The following is an 18,137-nucleotide window of genomic DNA, read 5'->3' as shown; positions in this document are numbered from 1 at the left end:
ACTGTATGACGGCCTGGCGGGGGTACTGGATTCCGGGGGCGGGGCCCCGGTCTCCCGGCCGGCAGTACCGTCCGGCCGGGAGGGGGGAAGTCAGCCGAGCAGGCTGCCCTGCAGTTCGGCGCGCAGGTCCGGGGTGAGGACACTGCCCGCGCGATCCACCAGAAGAGCCATCTCGTAGCCCACGAGGCCGATGTCGCACTCGGGGTGCGCCAGTACGGCCAGCGAGGAGCCGTCCGAGACGGACATGAGGAAGAGGAATCCCCGGTCCATCTCGACGACCGTCTGGTTGACGGCGCCGCCCTCGAAGATGCGGGAGGCGCCGGCGGTCAGCGAGGTCAGCCCGGAGGCGACGGCCGCCAGCTGATCGGCCCGGTCGCGGGGGAAACCTTCGGACATGGCCAGAAGGAGTCCGTCGGCGGAGACCACCACCGTGTGGGACACCCCTGGGGTGTTGTCCACGAAGTTGGTGATCAACCAGTTCAGGTTCTGTGCCGCCTGGCTCATCGAACTCAACTATCGCTCCTGCTGGTAAGTGGGGTCGATGTGGTAACTGCCGGTCGCCGGACCGTTGTTGCCGGCCTGACGGCCCTGCTGGATACCGCGTCGGAGGTTGGTCAGACGGCCGCGGACGTCGTCCGGCGCCCGCGAGACCTGCGGACCCGCCTGCGCCTCGGCCTGCTGCTGCGCGGTGCCGGCCACGAGGTTCGCCCGCGGGACCCGGCGGGGCAGCCCCGAGGTCGTGATGCCGCCGGCGGCGGGCTGGCGAACGCGCTCGGCCTGCCGCATCAGCTCGTCGTTCGGCGAGGAACGCCAGCTGACGGTCGGCGTGGTGCCGGTCGCCGCCGCGGCGGGTTCGGCCGCGGGCCCCTGGCCGCGCTGCGGCAGCGACTGGTGCTGCTGCGGCGCGAGGCCCGCGGACTGCTGCGGCTGCTGGGGCACCGCCGGTCCCTGCGCGGGGGGCTGCTGCCCCTCCTCGCGGAACCAGTTCGACTCCAGCGTGTCGAAGATCGGGCTGCGGCCGTCGCCGGAGCTCTGCGCCGCGGGCAGCGCCTCCGGCCGGTGGCCCTGCGGCAGGCGCGGGGTCTCCGGGCGCGCAGGCGGTACGGGTGCGTACTCGCCGCCGGGCTGCGGGGCCTGCGGCTGCTGCGGGGCCTGCTGGGGCCGGGCGAAACCGCCGACACCGGGGCCGCCGGGGCGCTGGGGCTGACCCGTGGGCTGGTAGCCGCCGGGGCGCTCGAACTGGCCGGTGGCGGACGGGTTCACGGCGCCGCGTACGTCGGGACGCTCGAACTGTCCGGTCGTGCTCGCGCCGCCGTCGCCCTGGGGCATGGGGGCGTTGAAGTCCGGGCGGGCGAACTCGGCCGTCGAGCCGGGGCCCGACAGCTCGTCGTGGCCGCGGGCCTGGTCCGCACCCCAGCTGGTGGCCTGCGGGCCGGGGAGCTCGGCACGCGGGGCGCCGCCGCGCGGCGGCAGCTGCGGCCGGGCGCCGCCCGGAGCCGGAGCCGCGGCCGGAGCGCCGGGAGCGGCCGACTGCTGCTGAACGGGCTGCTGCTGCGGCTGCTGCGGCTGAGGCCGCTCGAATCCGTTGCCCTGCGGGTAACCGGCCGGGCCGGCCGGGGGAGCCGCCGCGGGACGGGCCTGCGGCCCACCGCCGAGTCCGCCCCCGCCGAACGCACCACCGGCGACCGGACCACCGGCGACCGGACCGCGGGCCGGCAGCGGCGCACCGCCGCCGAAGGCACCCTGGCCCTGTCCCGCGGTGGTCTGACCCTGCTGCGGGCGCCCGCCGGGAGCGCCGGGGCCGCCCTGCGGGCGCTGCGGGGCGCCGCCGTCGCGGCCCGGAAGCGCGGCGCGCTGGCCGCCTGCCGGGACCTGACCGCGCTGCGGGGCCGCGCCCACGGTGGGACGCGCGCCCGCACCGGGTGCGGAGCCCTGGGCGCCGGGGCCGCCGGGGCCGCCCTGGCCACCCTGACCCGGCATCGGGCCCGGCTTCTTGCCGCCCTGGGCGACGTCCACCGGAAGCATGACGAGGGCCGTCGTACCGCCCGAGTCGGAGGGGCGCAGCTGGATGCGGATGCCGTGTCGCAGGGACAGGCGGCCGACCACGAACAGGCCCATGCGGCGGGAGACGGAGACGTCCACGGTCGGCGGCGACGCGAGCCGCTCGTTGATCGCGGCGAGGTCCTCGGGGGAGAGGCCGATACCGGTGTCGTGGATCTCGACGAGCACGCGGCCGTCGGGCAGCGCGTGACCGGTGACCTTGACCTTGGTCTGCGGGGAGGAGAACGAGGTGGCGTTCTCCAGCAGCTCGGCGAGGACGTGCACGAGGTCGTTGACGACGCGGCCGGCGACGTCGGTGCCGGGCACCGAGGCCAGCTCGACGCGCTCGTACTGCTCCACCTCGGAGGCGGCGGCGCGGAGCACGTCGACGAGCGGGACGGGGCGGGTCCACCGGCGGCCCGGCTCCTCGCCCGCGAGGACGAGGAGGTTCTCGCCGTTACGGCGCATGCGGGTCGCGAGGTGGTCGAGCTTGAAGAGCGAGGACAGCTGGTCCGGGTCGGCCTCGCGCGACTCCAGCTCGGAGATGAGCGAGAGCTGACGCTGGATGAGGCCCTGCGAACGGCGCGAGAGGTTGGTGAACATCGCGTTGACGTTGCCTCGCAGGAGGGCCTGCTCGGCGGCGAGGCGGACGGCCTCGCGGTGCACGTCGTCGAAGGCCGCGGCCACCTGGCCGATCTCGTCGCGGGTGTGCACGCCGACCGACTCCACGGACGTGTCCACGTCCTGCGGGTCGGACTCGGAGAGCTGCTTGACGAGCTCGGGCAGACGGTCCTGGGCCACCCGCGTCGCGGTGTCCTGCAGGCGGCGCAGCGAGCGGATCATCGAGCGCGCCATGACGAAGGCGCCGACGAGGGAGACACCGAGGACGAGGAGGATCAGGGCACCGTTGATGATGGCGTCCTGCTGGGCCTCGTTCTTGAGCTCGCGGGCCTTCTGCTCCATCTCCTCCAGCAGGGTCAGCTCGATGACCTTCATCGCCTGGAGCTTGGTGCCGTCCGCGTCGTACCAGTCCAGCCAGGACCGGTTCTTCTCGCGGAGGAAGGCGTCCGGGCTGGCCAGGACGCGGCGGGCGTAGTGGTCGGCGCTGGAGATCTCGGAGTTGCTGTCACCCAGACCCGCGAGGAGCTCCTCGGTGCGGCCCTGGTAGACGAGCTCGAAGGTCGTCTTCGCCTGCTGCTCGCCCTTCTGCGCGGAGAGGGCGTAGAGGCGGTCGTTCTCCTTCAGCTCGCCCTGGCGCTCCGAGGTGTCGGGGAGCGAGGCGGCGATGATCGCGCGCTGGATGGAGGCGTACTCCTTGGCGGCGGAGAACGCGGCCAGGGCACGCGTACGCTTGATCATCTCCGGGTTGGAGGTGGCCTGCGCCATGTCCTGGGAGAGCGAGAGCAGCGAGACGATCAGCGAGTTGTACTCACTGACGGTCTGCTGGGCGCCGTTGGCGTACGCCTTGCTGCGGATCGTCTCGATGTTGGTGAGCTGGCGGCCGATCTGCAGGACGTTGTTGCGGATCGACTTGAGGGTGTCGTCCTTGTCGCCGGTGCTGTCGACCTTGTCGGTCGCGGCGGCGAAGGCCTTGGCCGCGGTGTCGGTCTGCTGGCGGATGCCGTCGACGCTGCTGGTGCTCTTGCCCTTGGAGAGCGAGAGCGGACCCGCCGACATGTCCCGCTCCTCCTGGAGCATGGCGGCCAGGTTGGTGGCCTGCCGGGTCATGGTCGTCAGCAGCTGCATGTGCTCCAGCTGCGCGATGTCGTTGAGCGAGTCGTTGATGCGGAAACCACCGAGCGTGGTGGCGGCGACGACCGGAAGGGTCAGCAGCGACACCAGTCGCGTGCTGATGCGCCAGTTCTGCATGGCGAAGCGGGACCCGGGCCCACTGGGGGCCTTCGGTATCGCCGCGTCCTGCTCGGCCGGCCCGGCCTTGGCGGACTTCCCGCGGCCCTTCGCCTTCACCGGGGCACCGGCGCCGTGGCCCGCGCCTTCGACAGCCGGCCCGCGGTTCTGGGCGTGCTGGGGCGAGGAGCCTCGGTCGGTCCCGCCGCGCGGGTCCTGCTCCGCCGCGGCTTCCCCACGGCCCTGGCGGGCCTGGGGAGACCCCTTGCCATCCCTCTTGAATCGTCCCTGCACTAGCGTCGCAACCTCTGGACCAGGCGTCCCTCCGGGCGACCGGTGGGACGGTGTCGAGTCGTGGGGCACGTGCGGCCCCATGGTGGTCGTCGGTGACCGGCGCGTCTCCCTCTCTGTGCCGCCGCGCTCGGCGCTTTGTCGCGCCACCTGCGCGCCGGCTGTTCCCGCGGCGGTCCCGCGAATTCCAGCACAGTGGAGGATCTCCAACAAGGTGCGCGTGTCGGCCCGGAGAGTCGGTGACCGCTCGTGACGGCGGGGCTACGCGACGTGTGACCGCATTCGGTCGAAACCGGACTTACGCCATCCAAACCGCATGCCTGTCAAGGTGTCCCAGTCGAGATGATCAGGAGCGGAATGGCGCATTCAGTGGCGCAATGTCCGTTTCGGTCACCTCAGTTGACTGTCCGTTATGTCAGAAATGCCTGGTCACGGGTGAGCAAACTCACATAGCCGTGGCCATTACTTCCTGGTTCGACGGGGGATTCAGATGTTTAGCCTTGCCTCTTAAAGGGTTGGCGCCAGGGCTGGTGCATGCGACAGCCGACACTCACAGACCGAACCGAGGACCCCGAACTCCGATGAAGACGACGATGATGTTCCGCAACATAGCCAACCCCCGCCGCACCACCCTGGCGCACCTCAAGGACGCCGACGAGCTGCAGGCGGCCCCGGCCACCCCGGAACACTCCGTCGAGCTGCCCGCGCAGACCGCCAACCCGCGCCGCACCGTCCTGATGGACGCGCCGGTCGCCGCCGCCGCGCAGTAGCCGCGGCGCCACACGTCGCGAAGCCTCCCCGTCCGCCGCGTTAGCCTGGGAACGCAGACTCCAGCCAGCGGATACGGACAGAGGGGCAGACGCAACACGTGCGCATCGCCAGGTTCTCGATCGACGGCAACGTCGCGTTCGGCGCGGTCGAGGGCGACGCCGCCCCCGGCGGCGAATCGACGCTCGTGCTCGACATCATCAAGGGCATCCCGTTCGCGGACTTCGAGCTCTCGGGCACGAAGGTCCCGCTGAGCAAGGTCCGGCTGCTGCCGCCCGTGCTCCCGAACAAGGTCGTGGCCATCGGCCGCAACTACGCGGAGCACGCGGCGGAGCTCGGCCACGAGGTCCCGGACGCCCCCATCACCTTCTTCAAGCCCTCCACCTCGGTGGTCGGCCCGGGCGACCCGATCGCGTACCCCTCCTTCTCCCAGGACCTCCACCACGAGGCGGAGCTCGCCGTGGTCATCGGCCGCATGTGCCGCGAGGTCCCCAAGGAGCGCGTCAAGGACGTGATCCTCGGCTACACCTGCGCCAACGACGTCACCGCGCGCGACGTCCAGCAACGCGAGAAGCAGTGGGCCCGGGCCAAGGGCTTCGACAGCTCCTGCCCCCTCGGCCCCTGGATCGAGACCGATCTGGACCCGAGCGACCTGACCATCCAGTGCACGGTCAACGGCGAACAGCGCCAGCTCGGCCGCACCAGTGACATGGTCCGCTCCATCGAGGACCTGATCGTCCACATCACCGAGGCCATGACCCTGCTCCCGGGCGACGTCATCCTCACGGGGACCCCGGCCGGAGTCGGCCCCCTCAACGTCGGCGACGAGGTCGCCGTCACCATCGAAGGCATCGGCACTCTCACCAACAAGGTGATCAAGCGTGGCTAACGCGAACTCCCCCAAGCACTCGACTTCGCTCGACCAGGGGGTACCCCCGCGCGTACGGTTCTGTCCCTCCCCGACCGGCAACCCCCACGTGGGCCTGGTCCGCACCGCGCTCTTCAACTGGGCGTTCGCCCGCCACCACGGCGGTACGTTCGTCTTCCGCATCGAGGACACCGACGCGGCCCGTGACTCCGAGGAGTCCTACGAGCAGCTGCTCGACTCGCTGCGCTGGCTCGGCTTCACCTGGGACGAGGGCCCCGAGGTCGGCGGCCCGCACGCCCCGTACCGCCAGTCCGAGCGCATGGACATCTACGCGGACGTGGCGCAGCGGCTGCGCGACGGCGGCTACGCCTACGACTGCTACTGCTCGACCGAGGAGCTGGACGCGCGCCGCGCCGCCGCCCGCGCCGCCGGCAAGCCCTCCGGCTACGACGGCCACTGCCGCGAGCTGACCCAGGTCCAGCTGGAGGCGTTCCAGGGCGAGCACCGCCCCTCGATCGTGCGCTTCCGGATGCCCGACGAGCCGATCACCTTCACCGACCTGGTCCGCGGCGAGCTGACCTTCACCCCGGAGAACGTGCCGGACTTCGGCATCCTGCGGGCCAACGGCGCGCCGCTCTACACGCTGGTCAACCCGGTCGACGACGCGCTGATGCAGATCACGCACGTGCTGCGCGGCGAGGACCTGCTGTCCTCCACCCCCCGCCAGATCGCGCTGTACAAGGCGCTGATGGAGATCGGCGTCGCCACGGGCATCCCCCGCTTCGGCCACCTGCCGTACGTGATGGGCGAGGGCAACAAGAAGCTCTCCAAGCGCGACCCCGAGTCCTCGCTCAACCTGTACCGCGAGCGCGGCTTCCTCCCCGAGGGCCTGCTGAACTACCTGTCGCTGCTCGGCTGGTCCTTCTCCAAGGACCAGGACGTCTTCTCGATCGAGGAGATGGTGTCGAAGTTCGACATCGACGGCGTCAACGCCAACCCGGCGCGCTTCGACCTCAAGAAGGCCGAGGCGATCAACGCCGACCACATCCGCATGCTCGACCCGAAGGCCTTCGCGGACGCCTGCGCCCCGTGGCTGCAGGCCCCGCACGCCAACTGGGAGCCCGAGGACTTCGACGCCGAGGCCTGGGCGCGCATCGCGCCGTACGCCCAGACCCGTGTGACCGTCCTCTCGGACATCACCGCCAACGTCGACTTCCTGTTCCGCAAGGAGCCGGTCGAGGACCAGGCGTCCTGGGACAAGGCGATGAAGGGCGAGCCGGCGGCCCTGCTGACCACGGCGCGCGAGAACCTCGCCACCGCCGACTGGTCGGACCCGGAGTCCCTCAAGCAGGCCGTCCTGACCGCCGGCGAGGCCCACGGCCTCAAGCTCGGCAAGGCCCAGGCCCCGGTCCGCGTGGCGGTCACCGGCCGCACGGTCGGCCTGCCGCTCTTCGAGTCCCTGGAGATCCTGGGCAAGGAGCGCTCGCTGGCCCGCATCGACGCGGCCCTGGCCAAGCTGGCCGCGTAGCCCCACCCGTACGTCCCGCAGGGGGCGGTGGCCGGACACCCGGCCGCCGCCCCCTGCGGCGTTCGGGGCGGTCGCGGGGCGATCTTTCTTTCACATCCCCCACGGGGGGCCGGGGCCCGGCGTAGGCTCGGCCCCATGCCGATCCGCGCCGTGCTGTGGGACATCGACGACACGCTCTTCGACTACACGGGGGCCGACGCCGCCGGCCTCGCGCGGCAACTGGACGCCGAGCGGCTCGCCGACCGCTACGGGACCCCCGCGCAGGCGCTCGCGCTGTGGCGGGAGATCACCGACCGGCACTGGGCGCGCTTCGCCGCGGGCGAGGGCACCTTCCAGGGGCAGCGGCGCGACCGGGTGCGCGAGTTCCTGGAGCGCCCCGCCATGACCGACGACGAGGCGGACACCTGGTTCGACCAGTACGTCGCGCACTACAAGACCGCCTGGACGGTCTTCCCCGACGTGCTGCCCGCGCTGGACGCACTGGCCGTGGACTACCGGCACGGGGTGCTCTCCAACTCCTCCACGGCCAACCAGGACCCCAAGCTGCGCGACCTCGGGCTGCGCGACCGCTTCGAGGTGCTGGTCTGCGCCGTCGAACTCGGGGTCAGCAAGCCGGAGGCTGCGGCCTTCCTGGCCGCCTGCGAGGCGCTCGGGCTGCCGCCGGGCGAGGTGGCGTACGTGGGGGACCAGCCGGAGATCGACGCGCGCGGGGCGCGCGACGCCGGGCTGCTGGCGATCTGGCTGGACCGCGACGGCGGCCGCGGGCCCGGGCCGGACGGCGCGCACCGCATCGAGGACCTCGCCCGGCTCCCGGAGCTGCTGGCACGCGATACCCGTTTTGGAGCACGGACAGGCATCCGGTAATGTTCTTTCTGCGCCGCCGGAGCGGGCCGAAAGGCCGGACGGAGGCGCCACCCAAAGAAAAAGCCCCGCAAGGGGTTGACTTTTGGTGGGGTATAGTGTAATTGGCAACACGAGGGTTTCTGGTTCCCTTATTCTAGGTTCGAGTCCTGGTACCCCAGCGCAGTGCAGCAGTAACGCAGTGCTTTGCCCCCGTTGTGTAGCGGCCTAGCACGCCGCCCTCTCAAGGCGGTAGCGCCGGTTCGAATCCGGTCGGGGGTACAGATCCTTCCCGCGAGATCTCCAGGGTCGCACCCGGACATTTTGATGCAGGATCGCTAGGGCCCCCGTTGTGTAGCGGCCTAGCACGCCGCCCTCTCAAGGCGGTAGCGCCGGTTCGAATCCGGTCGGGGGTACTGGTCTGGTCTAGACCACTTTGGGCTATAGTGTAATTGGCAACACGAGGGTTTCTGGTTCCCTTATTCTAGGTTCGAGTCCTGGTAGCCCAGCGCAGTAACAGCAGCACCAGCTAGCCCCCGTTGTGTAGCGGCCTAGCACGCCGCCCTCTCAAGGCGGTAGCGCCGGTTCGAATCCGGTCGGGGGTACGCATCGAAGAGGCCCTCCGCGTTCATCGCGGAGGGCCTCTTCGCTATGCCCGTGTACCGATGCGCCGACGCACCTGCGCAAGGAAGGGCCCGGCGGCGCGTGTTCGGACGTGTGCGGCGTCGTACGCGCCCCCGGGCCCGGAGATGGGTGGGGGAGTGCCCGTCAGGGCGGGAGGGGCGGGTCAGCCGGTGCGGCGCAGCGCCTCCGTGAGGCGTGCGGCCGCGTCGATGACGGCCTGGGCGTGCATCCGGCCCGGGTGGCGGGTCAGGCGCTCGATCGGTCCGGAGACCGACACGGAGGCCACCACGCGGTTCGACGGACCGCGCACCGGCGCCGAGACGGAGGCCACGCCGGGCTCCCGCTCGCCGATCGACTGCGCCCAGCCGCGACGCCGCACGCCCGAGAGCGCCGTCGCCGTGAAGCGCGCGCCCTGAAGGCCGCGGTGGAGCCGCTCGGGCTCCTCCCACGCCATCAGGATCTGCGCGGCCGAGCCGGCCTTCATGGGGAGCGTGGAGCCCACCGGGACGGTGTCCCGCAGACCCGACAGCCGCTCGGCGGCCGCCACGCAGATGCGCATGTCTCCCTGACGGCGGTAGAGCTGCGCGCTCTCGCCCGTCACGTCGCGCAGGTGGGTGAGTACCGGTCCCGCCGTAGCCAGCAGACGGTCCTCGCCGGCCGCGGCGGCGAGCTCCGCCAGCCGCGGACCGAGGATGAACCGGCCCTGCATGTCCCTCGCCACCATCCGGTGGTGTTCCAGTGCCACGGCCAGGCGATGTGCCGTGGGTCGTGCGAGCCCTGTCGCCGCGACCAGCCCGGCGAGGGTGGCCGGACCGGACTCCAGTGCGCTCAATACCAGAGCTGCCTTGTCGAGAACGCCGACGCCGCTAGAGTTGTCCATGAAACGATATTCGCGTCTCACACTGTGAAACGCAAGTTCAATTTTTCCAAGAACCAGCGAGTCTGTATGTGCGGGTCCACGAACCACTGGGTCCGAGCCGTCGTCCGGGACGTGGGGTACGGGCGATCAGGCGCACGAGATCTCTATGAAGCGCCGGCACAACCGGCCGGCCGGAGGGAAAGCGATGGGTAGGACACTCGCGGAGAAGGTCTGGGACGACCATGTCGTCCGGCGCGCCGAAGGCGAGCCCGACCTCCTCTTCATCGATCTGCACCTGCTGCACGAGGTGACCAGCCCGCAGGCCTTCGAGGGTCTGCGCCAGGCCGGCCGCAAGGTCCGACGCCTCGACCTCACCATCGCGACCGAGGACCACAACACCCCCACCCTCGACATCGACAAGCCGATCGCCGACCCGGTCTCCCGGGCTCAGCTGGAGACGCTGCGCAAGAACTGCGCCGAGTTCGGCGTGCGCCTGCACTCGCTGGGCGACGTCGAGCAGGGCGTCGTCCACGTCGTGGGACCGCAGCTGGGCCTGACCCAGCCCGGCACCACGGTCGTCTGCGGCGACTCGCACACCTCCACGCACGGCGCCTTCGGCGCGCTGGCCTTCGGCATCGGCACCAGCCAGGTCGAGCACGTGCTGGCCACCCAGACGCTGCCGCTCGCCCGGCCGAAGACGATGGCGATCACCGTCACCGGCGCGCTGGCCGAGGGCGTCACCGCGAAGGACCTGATCCTGGCGATCATCGCCAAGATCGGCACCGGCGGCGGCCAGGGCTACATCCTGGAGTACCGCGGCGAGGCCATCGAGCAGCTCTCGATGGAAGCCCGCATGACCATCTGCAACATGTCGATCGAGGCGGGCGCCCGCGCCGGCATGATCGCCCCCGACCAGACCACCTTCGACTACCTCCAGGGGCGCGACCACGCCCCGAAGGGCGAGGAGTGGGACGCGGCCGTCGCCTACTGGAAGACGCTGCGCACCGACGACGACGCGGTCTTCGACGCCGAGGTCGTCATCGACGGCACGACGCTGGCCCCCTTCGTCACCTGGGGCACCAACCCGGGCCAGGGCGCGCCGCTGTCGGCCAACGTCCCCGACCCGGCTTCGTACGAGGACGCTTCGGAGCGCAACGCCGCCGAAAAGGCCCTGGAGTACATGGGGTTGACCGCCGGGCAGCCGCTGCGCGACATCAAGGTCGACACCGTCTTCGTAGGTTCCTGCACCAATGGCCGCATCGAGGACCTGCGCGCCGTCGCCGGGATCATCGAGGGCCGCAAAGTCGCCGACGGCGTGCGGATGCTGGTCGTCCCGGGCTCCGTGCGGGTCGCCCTGCAGGCCGTGGAGGAGGGCCTGGACAAGGTCTTCAAGGAGGCCGGCGCCGAATGGCGGCACGCGGGCTGCTCGATGTGTCTGGGCATGAACCCCGACCAACTGGCGCCCGGTGAGCGCTCCGCGTCCACCTCCAACCGCAACTTCGAGGGCCGGCAGGGCAAGGGCGGGCGCACCCACCTGGTCTCCCCGCAGGTGGCCGCCGCCACCGCGGTGCTGGGCCATCTGGCCTCGCCCGCCGACCTGTCCGACGCCCCCGCGACCGCCGGAGTCTGAACCATGGAAGCCTTCACCACCCACACCGGCCGGGCCGTGCCGCTGCGCCGCAGCAACGTCGACACCGACCAGATCATCCCCGCCCACTGGCTGAAGAAGATCACCCGCGACGGCTTCGAGGACGGGCTCTTCGAGGCCTGGCGCAAGGACCCGCAGTTCGTCACGAACCGTCCGGAGCGCGCCGGCGCCACCGTGCTGATCGCCGGTCCCGACTTCGGTACGGGCTCCTCGCGCGAGCACGCCGTCTGGGCCCTGCAGAACTTCGGCTTCAAGACCGTCATCTCCTCCCGCTTCGCCGACATCTTCCGCGGGAACTCGCTGAAGAACGGCCTGCTGACCGTCGTGCTCCCGCAGGAGACCGTCGACCGGCTGTGGGAGCTGACCGAGGCCGACCCCACCGCCGAGGTCACGGTCGACCTGGTCGCCCGCCAGGTGCGAGCCGAAGGCGTCGTCGCGGAGTTCGAACTCGACGACAACGCCCGCTGGCGACTGCTGGAAGGCCTGGACGACATCTCGCTCACCCTTCAGAACGAAGCGGACATCGCCACGTACGAAAGCAGCCGCCCGGCCTTCAAGCCGCGCACGATTAAGGCCTGATTCCTGCCTGATCAGCGCTTATTCGCCTTCGGGCGATCACATCGACAACACTGTGCCCTCCACCGAACGGTGGGGGGCACAGCTGTGTGTTGAGGCCCCGTGAGGCGACAACTCGCCCCAGATGGCACAATCTGTGCATGGAACGCGACAGTCAACTTGAGCTCTACGAACTGGTCGCGGACCGACTGAAGGAAGCACACATACGGGTGCGCTCACTGCAAGTCCCGGAGGGCGTAAGGATGGCGCTGTCCCGGAAGCTGTTGGTCGTCACGGCCGCGGCGAAGCATGATCTCGCCGATGCGGCAAGGCGCCTGGACAGGTTGATGAAGGACCTCGACGAGGGTCGATTCCCTGAAGGCGACTGATGCGAAGGAACTCCGTAACGGTCTCCAGCGTTGCGGCACTAGGGTGATTAGCCCGTTTCGTGTTTGATTTGCGGTATATATCCGCCTAACGTGCGAAATAAGCTTGAACACATTCGTTCTGGCGAAGTCTCCGAAGGGGAAGACGTGAACAAGGCGCAGCTCGTAGAAGCGATTGCCGACAAGCTGGGCGGCCGCCAGCAGGCCGCGGATGCTGTCGACGCGGTACTGGACGCGATCGTCCGCGCTACCGTCGCGGGCGACCGGGTCTCGGTCACGGGCTTCGGCTCGTTCGAGAAGGTCGACCGCCCGGCCCGCTACGCGCGCAACCCGCAGACGGGAGAGCGCGTCCGGGTCAAGAAGACCTCCGTGCCCCGTTTCCGTGCGGGCCAGGGCTTCAAGGACCTGGTCAGCGGCACCAAGAAGCTGCCCAAGGGCGGCGAGGTCTCCGTGAAGAAGGCGCCCAAGGGCAGCCTCACCGGTGGCGCCTCCGCGACGGTCAAGAAGGCCGCCGCGAAGAAGGCCACCACCGCCAAGAAGGCCGCGGCGAAGACCACGGCCGCGAAGAAGACGACGGCGAAGAAGACCACCGCGACCGCCAAGAAGGCGGCGGTGAAGAGCACGCCCACCGCCAAGAAGGCGACGGCCACGGCCAAGAAGGCCAGCACCGCGAAGAAGGCCACGGCCACCGCGAAGAAGACCACCCCCACCGCGAAGAAGACCGCCCCGGCCGCCAAGAAGGTGACCGCGGCGACGAAGGCGCCCGCGAAGAAGACCGCGACGCGCAAGGCCACCGCGAAGAAGACCACCGCCCGCACCAAGTAAGGGCACGGTCACACACGCCGGGCCGGCTTCCCCCTGTGGGGAAGCCGGCCCGCGGTGCGTTCGTCAGAAGGTCTGCAGCGTGACCAGGGTGATCCGCAGGCCCGCGCCCTCGCCGTCCGTCTCGATCCGCACCCGCTGCCCGGGCCGCAGCAGCCGCAGGCCGCCCGCGTCGAAGGCCGGGGCCTCGAAGGGCACCGGGGTGCCGTCGTCCAGCAGCACACTGCCGCTGCGGGTCTGGGAGTCGTACGTGTACGCGGTCGCCTGCATACCCGCACTGTATCGGGCCGTGTGCGGCCCCACGCCGAGGACGAGGGCCGTCCGCAGATCCGCCGCCGTGTCCACGTCCCGGCGCACGCTGTCGACGCCCGCCAGGCCGATTTCCACCGCCCCCGAGGCCGAATGCCTGGCCCGCGACGGGCCGCCGAAGGAGGGGGCCAATTCCACGCCCGGAGCGGCGGAAAGCAGGGTCGTCCCGATTCCTGCCGCGTCCGCCAGAAATGCCCGGGGAAATACCGAGGCGTTTTCGAGCACGCGTAGCAATTCGGGGGCCCGCAGCGCCGGCAGATCGGCGTTCATCGCGGCCACCGCGGCGCCCGGCCGCCCCGACCGCACCGCCCGCGCCCCGTGGGCCAGCGCCGCGTTGAGCCCGGCCGCCGGGGCGTCCGGGACGATCCGCGCGCCGAGCCGGGCCAGTTCCGCCCCCGCCGCCGCGTCGTCCGTGACGACCACCACATCCGCGACGGCCGCGCAGGCCAGCGCCCCGGCCACGGTGTCCTGCGCGAAGGCCAGGGCGAGCCCCGGCCGGGAGGCGCCCACGGCCGCCGCGAGACGGCTCTTGGCCACCGCCAGGGGCTTGAGCGGGACCACCAGACTCCAGACGGCGTTCGTCACCGACCCCCCTCCCTCCCGTGCGCTGCCGCACCCCCGCAGACCATGGTCGGGTCATGGCCTGGTCATGTGCCGGTCCATTGTCGCCCTCGCCCCCTGAACCCGGGACTCCGGTGGTGCGGGCGGGGCGTACGGTGTTCCCGACAGAGACTCGACAGAGACCGGGCCCGGGACCACACTTGTCCGGCCGACGAGGTGGCACCAGCCGCGCACCGGTCCTAGAGGAAAGGTGTTCGAGTGTCCCGCCGCAGATTCGGCTTCTGGTACCGCCTGGCGGCGGTCATCGCAAAACCGCCGCTGGTAGTGCTCTTCAAGCGGGACTGGCGGGGAATGGAGCACATTCCGGCCGAGGGCGGATTTATCACCGCCATCAATCACAACTCGTATCTGGACCCGCTCTCGTACGCGCACTTCCAGTACAACACCGGCCGCGTGCCCCGTTTGCTCGCGAAGGCCGCCCTCTTCAAGGTCCCTATTGTCGGGTCGATCCTCCGCGGCAGCGGGCAGATCCCCGTCTACCGGGAGAGCACCAACGCCCTGGTCGCATTCCGGGCCGCGGTGGAGGCGATCGAGCGCGGGGAATGCGTGGCCTTTTACCCGGAGGGCACGCTCACCCGCGACCCCGACATGTGGCCGATGGCCGGCAAGACCGGCGCCGCCCGGGTCGCGCTGATCACCAGGGCGCCCGTCATCCCGGTGGCCCAGTGGGGTGCGAACCTCGCGATGCCGCCCTACGCGAAGAAGAACAGGGTGCGGCTCTTCCCGCGCAAGACCCTCCAGGTCCTCGCGGGGCCGCCGGTGGACCTGTCCGCCTTCTACGACCTGGAGCCCACCCCGGAGGTCCTCAAGGAGGCCACCGAGGTGATCATGGGGGCCATCACCAAGCTGCTGGAGGAGCTGCGCGGACAGACCGCGCCCGACCAGCCGTACAACCATCAAGACGCCAGGGCGCAACAGCGGCGCAAGGCCGCGGGGGAGGGCGACAAGTGACACGTCCCATGAAGGCAGCCGTATTCGGAACGGGCTCCTGGGGCACGGCCTTCGCCATCGTGCTGGCCGACGCCGGCTGCGAGGTGACCCTGTGGGGGCGCCGCCAGGAGCTGGTCGACGCCATCAACACCGGCCGGACCAACCCGGACTACTTCCCCGACGTCGAACTCCCCGAGGGCATCCGGGCCACCACCGACCCCGCCGAGGCCGCGGCGGGCGCCGACTTCACCGTCCTCGCCGTCCCCTCCCAGACCCTGCGCGGCAACCTCGCCGCCTGGGCGCCCCTGCTGGCCCCCGACACCGTGCTCGTCTCCCTCATGAAGGGCATCGAACTCGGCACCGCCAAGCGGATGAGCGAGGTGATCGAGGAGGTCGCCAAGGTCCCTGCCGAGCGCATCGCCGTGGTCACCGGCCCCAACCTGGCCCGCGAGATCGCCGCCCGGCAGCCCGCCGCCTCCGTCGTCGCCTGCGTGGACGAGGCCGTGGCGCAGCGCCTCCAGGCCGCCTGTCACACCCCGTACTTCCGCCCGTACACCAGCACCGACGTCATCGGCTGCGAGCTCGGCGGCGCGGTCAAGAACGTCATCGGCCTCGCCGTCGGCATCGCGGACGGCATGGGCCTGGGCGACAACACCAAGGGCTCGCTCATCACCCGCGGACTGGCCGAAGCGACCCGCCTGGGCGTGGCGATGGGCGCCGACCCGCTCACCTTCTCCGGCCTCGCGGGCCTCGGCGACCTGGTCGCCACCTGCTCCTCGCCGCTCTCCCGGAACCACACCTTCGGCACCAACCTCGGCCGCGGGATGACCCTGGAGGAGACCATCGCGGTCACCAAGCAGACCGCCGAGGGAGTCAAGTCCTGCCAGTCGGTGGCCGATCTGGCCCGCCGCCACGGGGTGGACATGCCGATCACCGACACGGTCGTCGACATCGTCCACCACGGCAAGCCCACCCTGGTCGCGCTCAAGGAACTGATGGGACGCAGCGCCAAACCGGAACGTCGCTGACTCCATTCCGCACGTCTGAGCGGGTACTCTCGTGGCGATATGAGCAGCGAGAACCTCCCCCAGACCCCTGAGCAGCAGGGCCGCAAGCCCCGCGTGGCCGTCGTGTTCGGCGGCCGCAGCTCGGAACACGCCATCTCGGTCGTCACGGCGGGCGCCGTGCTGCGCGCCATCGACCGCTCCAAGTACGAGGTGCTGCCCATCGGCATCACCACGGACGGCCGGTGGGCGCTGACCGCCGACGAGCCCGACCGGATGGCCATCGCCGACCGGCGGCTCCCGAGCGTCGAGGAGCTCGCCGACGGCGAGGACGGCTCCGTCGTGCTCTCGGTCGACCCCGCCAACCGCCAGGTCGTCTACACCGAGCCGGGCGCCGTTCCCAAGGCGCTGGGCGAGGTCGACGTCGTCTTCCCCGTGCTGCACGGCCCCTACGGCGAGGACGGCACCCTGCAGGGGCTCCTGGAGCTCTCCGGGATCCCGTACGTCGGCTCCGGCGTCCTCGCCTCGGCCGTCGGCCAGGACAAGGACTACATGAAGCGGGTGTTCACGTCCTTCGGGCTGCGCGTCGGCCCGTACGTGACCATCCGCGCCCGCGAGTGGGACAACGACCCGGACGCCGCCAAGAACAGGATCCTGGACTTCGCCGCCGAAAACGGCTGGCCGCTGTTCGTCAAGCCCGCCCGGGCCGGCTCCTCCATCGGCATCACCAAGGTCGACGACGTCTCCGGCCTGGAGGCGGCGATCCGCGAGGCCCGGCGCCACGACCCCAAGTTCATCGTGGAGGCGCTGCTGCGCGGCCGCGAGATCGAGTGCGGTGTCCTGGAGTTCGAGGACGGGCCGCGCGCCAGCGTGCCCGCCGAGATCCCGCCGGTCTCCAGCCACGACTTCTACGACTTCGAGGCGAAGTACATCGACTCGGCGTCCGGGATCGTGCCCGCACCGCTCACCCCGGAGCAGACCGAGGAGGTGCGGAGGCTCGCGGTCGAGGCCTTCGACGCCGCGTCCTGCGAGGGCCTGGTGCGCGCCGACTTCTTCCTCACCGAGGACGGCGAGTTCGTCATCAACGAGATCAACACGATGCCCGGCTTCACCCCCATCTCCATGTACCCGCTGATGTGGCAGAAGACGGGCGTGGAGTACCCGGAGCTGGTGGACTGCCTGATCCAGGCCGCCCTGCGCCGCTCCACCGGCCTGCGCTGAGCCCGGCGCCGCGCACCCGTACAGCCGACCGCCCGCCGGCCCGCCCTGAAAGGCATGGCCGGCGGGCGGCGGTGCGTCCGGTGGTCCGGTGCGGTAGGTCTCAGTAGGAGGAGATGCCCTCGGGAACGGTCGCGGCGATCGCCGCGGACAGACCGACCAGCATCCCCGCATCCGTGGCATGCTCCTGGTCGACCCGGACCTCCGTGTACGCCAGCCGCAGACCGGTGGTGAACCGGAAACCGCCGCCCGCACCGGCGTCGAGCTTCTCCAGCAGCCAGGACACCCCGTTCACCTCGACCCCGTCCTGCTCCGGATCGGCCATCTTGGGGGGCTTGGGGATACCGCACCGCAGTACGATCGCCGAGCCGCCCCACGCGGCGGTCAGGTCGGACTCCGGTTCGGTCGGGGTCCGCGCCAGGCCGGCCACCGTCTCCGGGAGCTTCTCGTGCAGCGCTGCACAGAGCCCCGCGATGTCGGCGGGCGGCATGGGCGGAGGGCCGACCCGGGCCTGGGAACCACCCGGGGAGCACGCCGCGAGGGCCAGTACGGCCGGCACGGCCAGGACACGGAGGGGCCGGCGGTGGAGGGACATCACCGGCCAAGAGTAGACGGGGGCTACAGATGGACCACCGGGCAGGTCAAGGTGCGGGTGATCCCCTCCACCTGCTGGACCTTGGCCACGACCATGCGGCCGAGCTCGTCCACGGTGTCGGCCTGGGCGCGCACGATCACGTCGTACGGGCCGGTCACGTCCTCGGCCTGGATCACCCCCGGGATCTGGCCGATGGACTCGGCGACGAAAGACGCCTTGCCCACCTCGGTCTGGATAAGGATGTACGCCTGTACCACGGAACCTCCAGGGCGGCCACGAGGATCATTTCCCCTAACCTTCGGGTGGGCCCCACACGATGCGAGGGGCCGGGGGAAGAAGGGACGCCACGGTACCGCGTCGCCGTGCGCCGCGGGGAGACCTGC

General features: G+C 70.9%; 16 protein-coding genes, 5 tRNA genes and 1 pseudogene. 16 read left to right on the top strand and 6 right to left on the bottom strand.

Annotation, left to right across the window (positions count from 1 at the left end):
* Positions 1 to 90: 90 nt before the first annotated feature.
* Together ACF059_RS00765 and ACF059_RS00760 are read right to left on the bottom strand one after the other, a co-directional pair.
* Positions 91 to 504 (bottom strand): roadblock/LC7 domain-containing protein, encoded by a 414-nt coding sequence (locus ACF059_RS00765; protein WP_030708442.1) that lies wholly within the window; start codon positions 502 to 504, stop codon positions 91 to 93.
* A gap of 9 nt (positions 505 to 513) precedes the next feature.
* Positions 514 to 4,182, bottom strand: a complete 3,669-nt coding sequence (locus tag ACF059_RS00760; protein WP_392049702.1) for a nitrate- and nitrite sensing domain-containing protein — start codon at positions 4,180 to 4,182, stop codon at positions 514 to 516.
* A gap of 578 nt (positions 4,183 to 4,760) precedes the next feature.
* Here ACF059_RS00760 and ACF059_RS00755 point away from each other — a divergent pair.
* The 9 genes from ACF059_RS00755 to ACF059_RS00715 all read left to right on the top strand — a co-directional run bounded on the left by ACF059_RS00755 (position 4,761) and on the right by ACF059_RS00715 (position 8,788).
* Positions 4,761 to 4,949 carry a hypothetical protein gene (locus tag ACF059_RS00755; RefSeq protein WP_392049699.1) on the top strand — a complete coding sequence of 63 codons (189 nt, stop codon included), beginning with the start codon at positions 4,761 to 4,763 and terminating at the stop codon, positions 4,947 to 4,949.
* 98 nt (positions 4,950 to 5,047) lie between these two features.
* Positions 5,048 to 5,836, top strand: a complete 789-nt coding sequence (locus ACF059_RS00750; protein ID WP_366864915.1) for a fumarylacetoacetate hydrolase family protein — start codon at positions 5,048 to 5,050, stop codon at positions 5,834 to 5,836.
* Positions 5,829 to 7,343 carry a glutamate--tRNA ligase gene (gene gltX, locus ACF059_RS00745; RefSeq protein ID WP_392049696.1) on the top strand — a complete coding sequence of 505 codons (1,515 nt, stop codon included), beginning with the start codon at positions 5,829 to 5,831 and terminating at the stop codon, positions 7,341 to 7,343. The genes ACF059_RS00750 and gltX overlap by 8 nt, the downstream gene beginning before the upstream one ends.
* Positions 7,344 to 7,478: 135 nt before the next feature.
* Positions 7,479 to 8,207, top strand: a complete 729-nt coding sequence (locus ACF059_RS00740) for an HAD family hydrolase (protein WP_392049693.1) — start codon at positions 7,479 to 7,481, stop codon at positions 8,205 to 8,207.
* Positions 8,208 to 8,293: 86 nt separating this feature from the next.
* Positions 8,294 to 8,365: transfer RNA gene (locus ACF059_RS00735), tRNA-Gln, on the top strand.
* A 27-nt stretch (positions 8,366 to 8,392) separates the two neighbouring features.
* Positions 8,393 to 8,465 (top strand) — tRNA-Glu (locus ACF059_RS00730).
* A 61-nt stretch (positions 8,466 to 8,526) separates the two neighbouring features.
* A tRNA-Glu gene (locus ACF059_RS00725) sits at positions 8,527 to 8,599 on the top strand.
* 21 nt (positions 8,600 to 8,620) lie between these two features.
* A tRNA-Gln gene (locus ACF059_RS00720) sits at positions 8,621 to 8,692 on the top strand.
* Positions 8,693 to 8,715: 23 nt separating this feature from the next.
* Positions 8,716 to 8,788, top strand: a tRNA-Glu gene (locus tag ACF059_RS00715).
* Between the two features lie 182 nt (positions 8,789 to 8,970).
* On the opposite strand, the gene ndgR is transcribed toward ACF059_RS00715, so the two are convergent.
* A complete protein-coding gene (gene ndgR / locus ACF059_RS00710; protein WP_150517662.1) occupies positions 8,971 to 9,687 on the bottom strand; it encodes an IclR family transcriptional regulator NdgR in 717 nt (238 codons plus the stop codon).
* Between the two features lie 184 nt (positions 9,688 to 9,871).
* Between ndgR and leuC the strand changes: the two genes are divergently transcribed.
* The 4 genes from leuC to ACF059_RS00690 all read left to right on the top strand — a co-directional run bounded on the left by leuC (position 9,872) and on the right by ACF059_RS00690 (position 13,080).
* Positions 9,872 to 11,296, top strand: coding sequence for a 3-isopropylmalate dehydratase large subunit (gene leuC, locus ACF059_RS00705; RefSeq protein WP_392049690.1), 1,425 nt, complete (start codon positions 9,872 to 9,874; stop codon positions 11,294 to 11,296).
* A 3-nt stretch (positions 11,297 to 11,299) separates the two neighbouring features.
* Positions 11,300 to 11,893 carry a 3-isopropylmalate dehydratase small subunit gene (gene leuD / locus ACF059_RS00700; protein ID WP_366864912.1) on the top strand — a complete coding sequence of 198 codons (594 nt, stop codon included), beginning with the start codon at positions 11,300 to 11,302 and terminating at the stop codon, positions 11,891 to 11,893.
* 137 nt (positions 11,894 to 12,030) lie between these two features.
* On the top strand, positions 12,031 to 12,258 hold the full coding sequence (locus ACF059_RS00695) for a hypothetical protein (protein ID WP_360894610.1): 228 nt from the start codon (positions 12,031 to 12,033) through the stop codon (positions 12,256 to 12,258).
* A 144-nt stretch (positions 12,259 to 12,402) separates the two neighbouring features.
* Positions 12,403 to 13,080: an HU family DNA-binding protein gene (locus ACF059_RS00690; RefSeq protein ID WP_361951410.1), complete on the top strand. Its 678-nt coding sequence runs from the start codon at positions 12,403 to 12,405 to the stop codon at positions 13,078 to 13,080.
* A gap of 267 nt (positions 13,081 to 13,347) precedes the next feature.
* Here the strand turns inward: ACF059_RS00690 and cofC are convergent.
* Positions 13,348 to 13,971: pseudogene (cofC, locus tag ACF059_RS00685) on the bottom strand (2-phospho-L-lactate guanylyltransferase); the annotation flags it as partial.
* A 234-nt stretch (positions 13,972 to 14,205) separates the two neighbouring features.
* On the opposite strand from cofC, the gene ACF059_RS00680 reads away from it, so the two are divergent.
* The 3 genes from ACF059_RS00680 to ACF059_RS00670 are packed head-to-tail and all read left to right on the top strand — an operon-like array spanning position 14,206 to position 17,162.
* The gene (locus tag ACF059_RS00680) at positions 14,206 to 14,958 is read left to right on the top strand and encodes a lysophospholipid acyltransferase family protein (protein WP_392049687.1); all 753 of its coding nucleotides are present in this window, start codon (positions 14,206 to 14,208) and stop codon (positions 14,956 to 14,958) included.
* The gene (locus tag ACF059_RS00675; protein ID WP_392049684.1) at positions 14,955 to 15,965 is read left to right on the top strand and encodes an NAD(P)H-dependent glycerol-3-phosphate dehydrogenase; all 1,011 of its coding nucleotides are present in this window, start codon (positions 14,955 to 14,957) and stop codon (positions 15,963 to 15,965) included. Before ACF059_RS00680 ends, ACF059_RS00675 begins: the two co-directional genes overlap by 4 nt.
* A 39-nt stretch (positions 15,966 to 16,004) precedes the next feature.
* The gene (locus tag ACF059_RS00670) at positions 16,005 to 17,162 is read left to right on the top strand and encodes a D-alanine--D-alanine ligase family protein (protein ID WP_392049681.1); all 1,158 of its coding nucleotides are present in this window, start codon (positions 16,005 to 16,007) and stop codon (positions 17,160 to 17,162) included.
* 100 nt (positions 17,163 to 17,262) lie between these two features.
* Here the strand turns inward: ACF059_RS00670 and ACF059_RS00665 are convergent, their stop codons facing one another.
* Both ACF059_RS00665 and ACF059_RS00660 read right to left on the bottom strand, forming a co-directional pair.
* A complete protein-coding gene (locus tag ACF059_RS00665; RefSeq protein WP_366864907.1) occupies positions 17,263 to 17,754 on the bottom strand; it encodes a DUF3515 domain-containing protein in 492 nt (163 codons plus the stop codon).
* Between the two features lie 23 nt (positions 17,755 to 17,777).
* Entirely contained in the window at positions 17,778 to 18,011 is a 234-nt protein-coding gene (locus ACF059_RS00660; protein ID WP_030028650.1) for an Lrp/AsnC family transcriptional regulator, read from the bottom strand.
* Positions 18,012 to 18,137 lie beyond the last annotated feature (126 nt).

It is taken from the genome of Streptomyces sp. NPDC016562, assembly GCF_043076955.1.
Classification (GTDB): domain Bacteria; phylum Actinomycetota; class Actinomycetes; order Streptomycetales; family Streptomycetaceae; genus Streptomyces.
The sequence above is the reverse complement of the archived record's forward strand: the minus strand, read 5'-3'. Positions and strand labels throughout refer to the sequence as shown.

Excerpts from the sequence above, each read along its gene's own strand:
- ACF059_RS00765 (WP_030708442.1), bottom strand. The coding sequence starts at position 504 with ATGAGCCAGGCGGCACAGAACCTGAACTGGTTGATCACCAACTTCGTG.
- ACF059_RS00755 (WP_392049699.1), top strand. The coding sequence starts at position 4,761 with ATGAAGACGACGATGATGTTCCGCAACATAGCCAACCCCCGCCGCACC.
- ACF059_RS00740 (WP_392049693.1), top strand. The coding sequence starts at position 7,479 with ATGCCGATCCGCGCCGTGCTGTGGGACATCGACGACACGCTCTTCGAC.
- ndgR (WP_150517662.1), bottom strand. The coding sequence starts at position 9,687 with ATGGACAACTCTAGCGGCGTCGGCGTTCTCGACAAGGCAGCTCTGGTA.
- leuC (WP_392049690.1), top strand. The coding sequence starts at position 9,872 with ATGGGTAGGACACTCGCGGAGAAGGTCTGGGACGACCATGTCGTCCGG.
- leuD (WP_366864912.1), top strand. The coding sequence starts at position 11,300 with ATGGAAGCCTTCACCACCCACACCGGCCGGGCCGTGCCGCTGCGCCGC.
- ACF059_RS00695 (WP_360894610.1), top strand. The coding sequence starts at position 12,031 with ATGGAACGCGACAGTCAACTTGAGCTCTACGAACTGGTCGCGGACCGA.
- ACF059_RS00670 (WP_392049681.1), top strand. The coding sequence starts at position 16,005 with ATGAGCAGCGAGAACCTCCCCCAGACCCCTGAGCAGCAGGGCCGCAAG.
- ACF059_RS00665 (WP_366864907.1), bottom strand. The coding sequence starts at position 17,754 with ATGTCCCTCCACCGCCGGCCCCTCCGTGTCCTGGCCGTGCCGGCCGTA.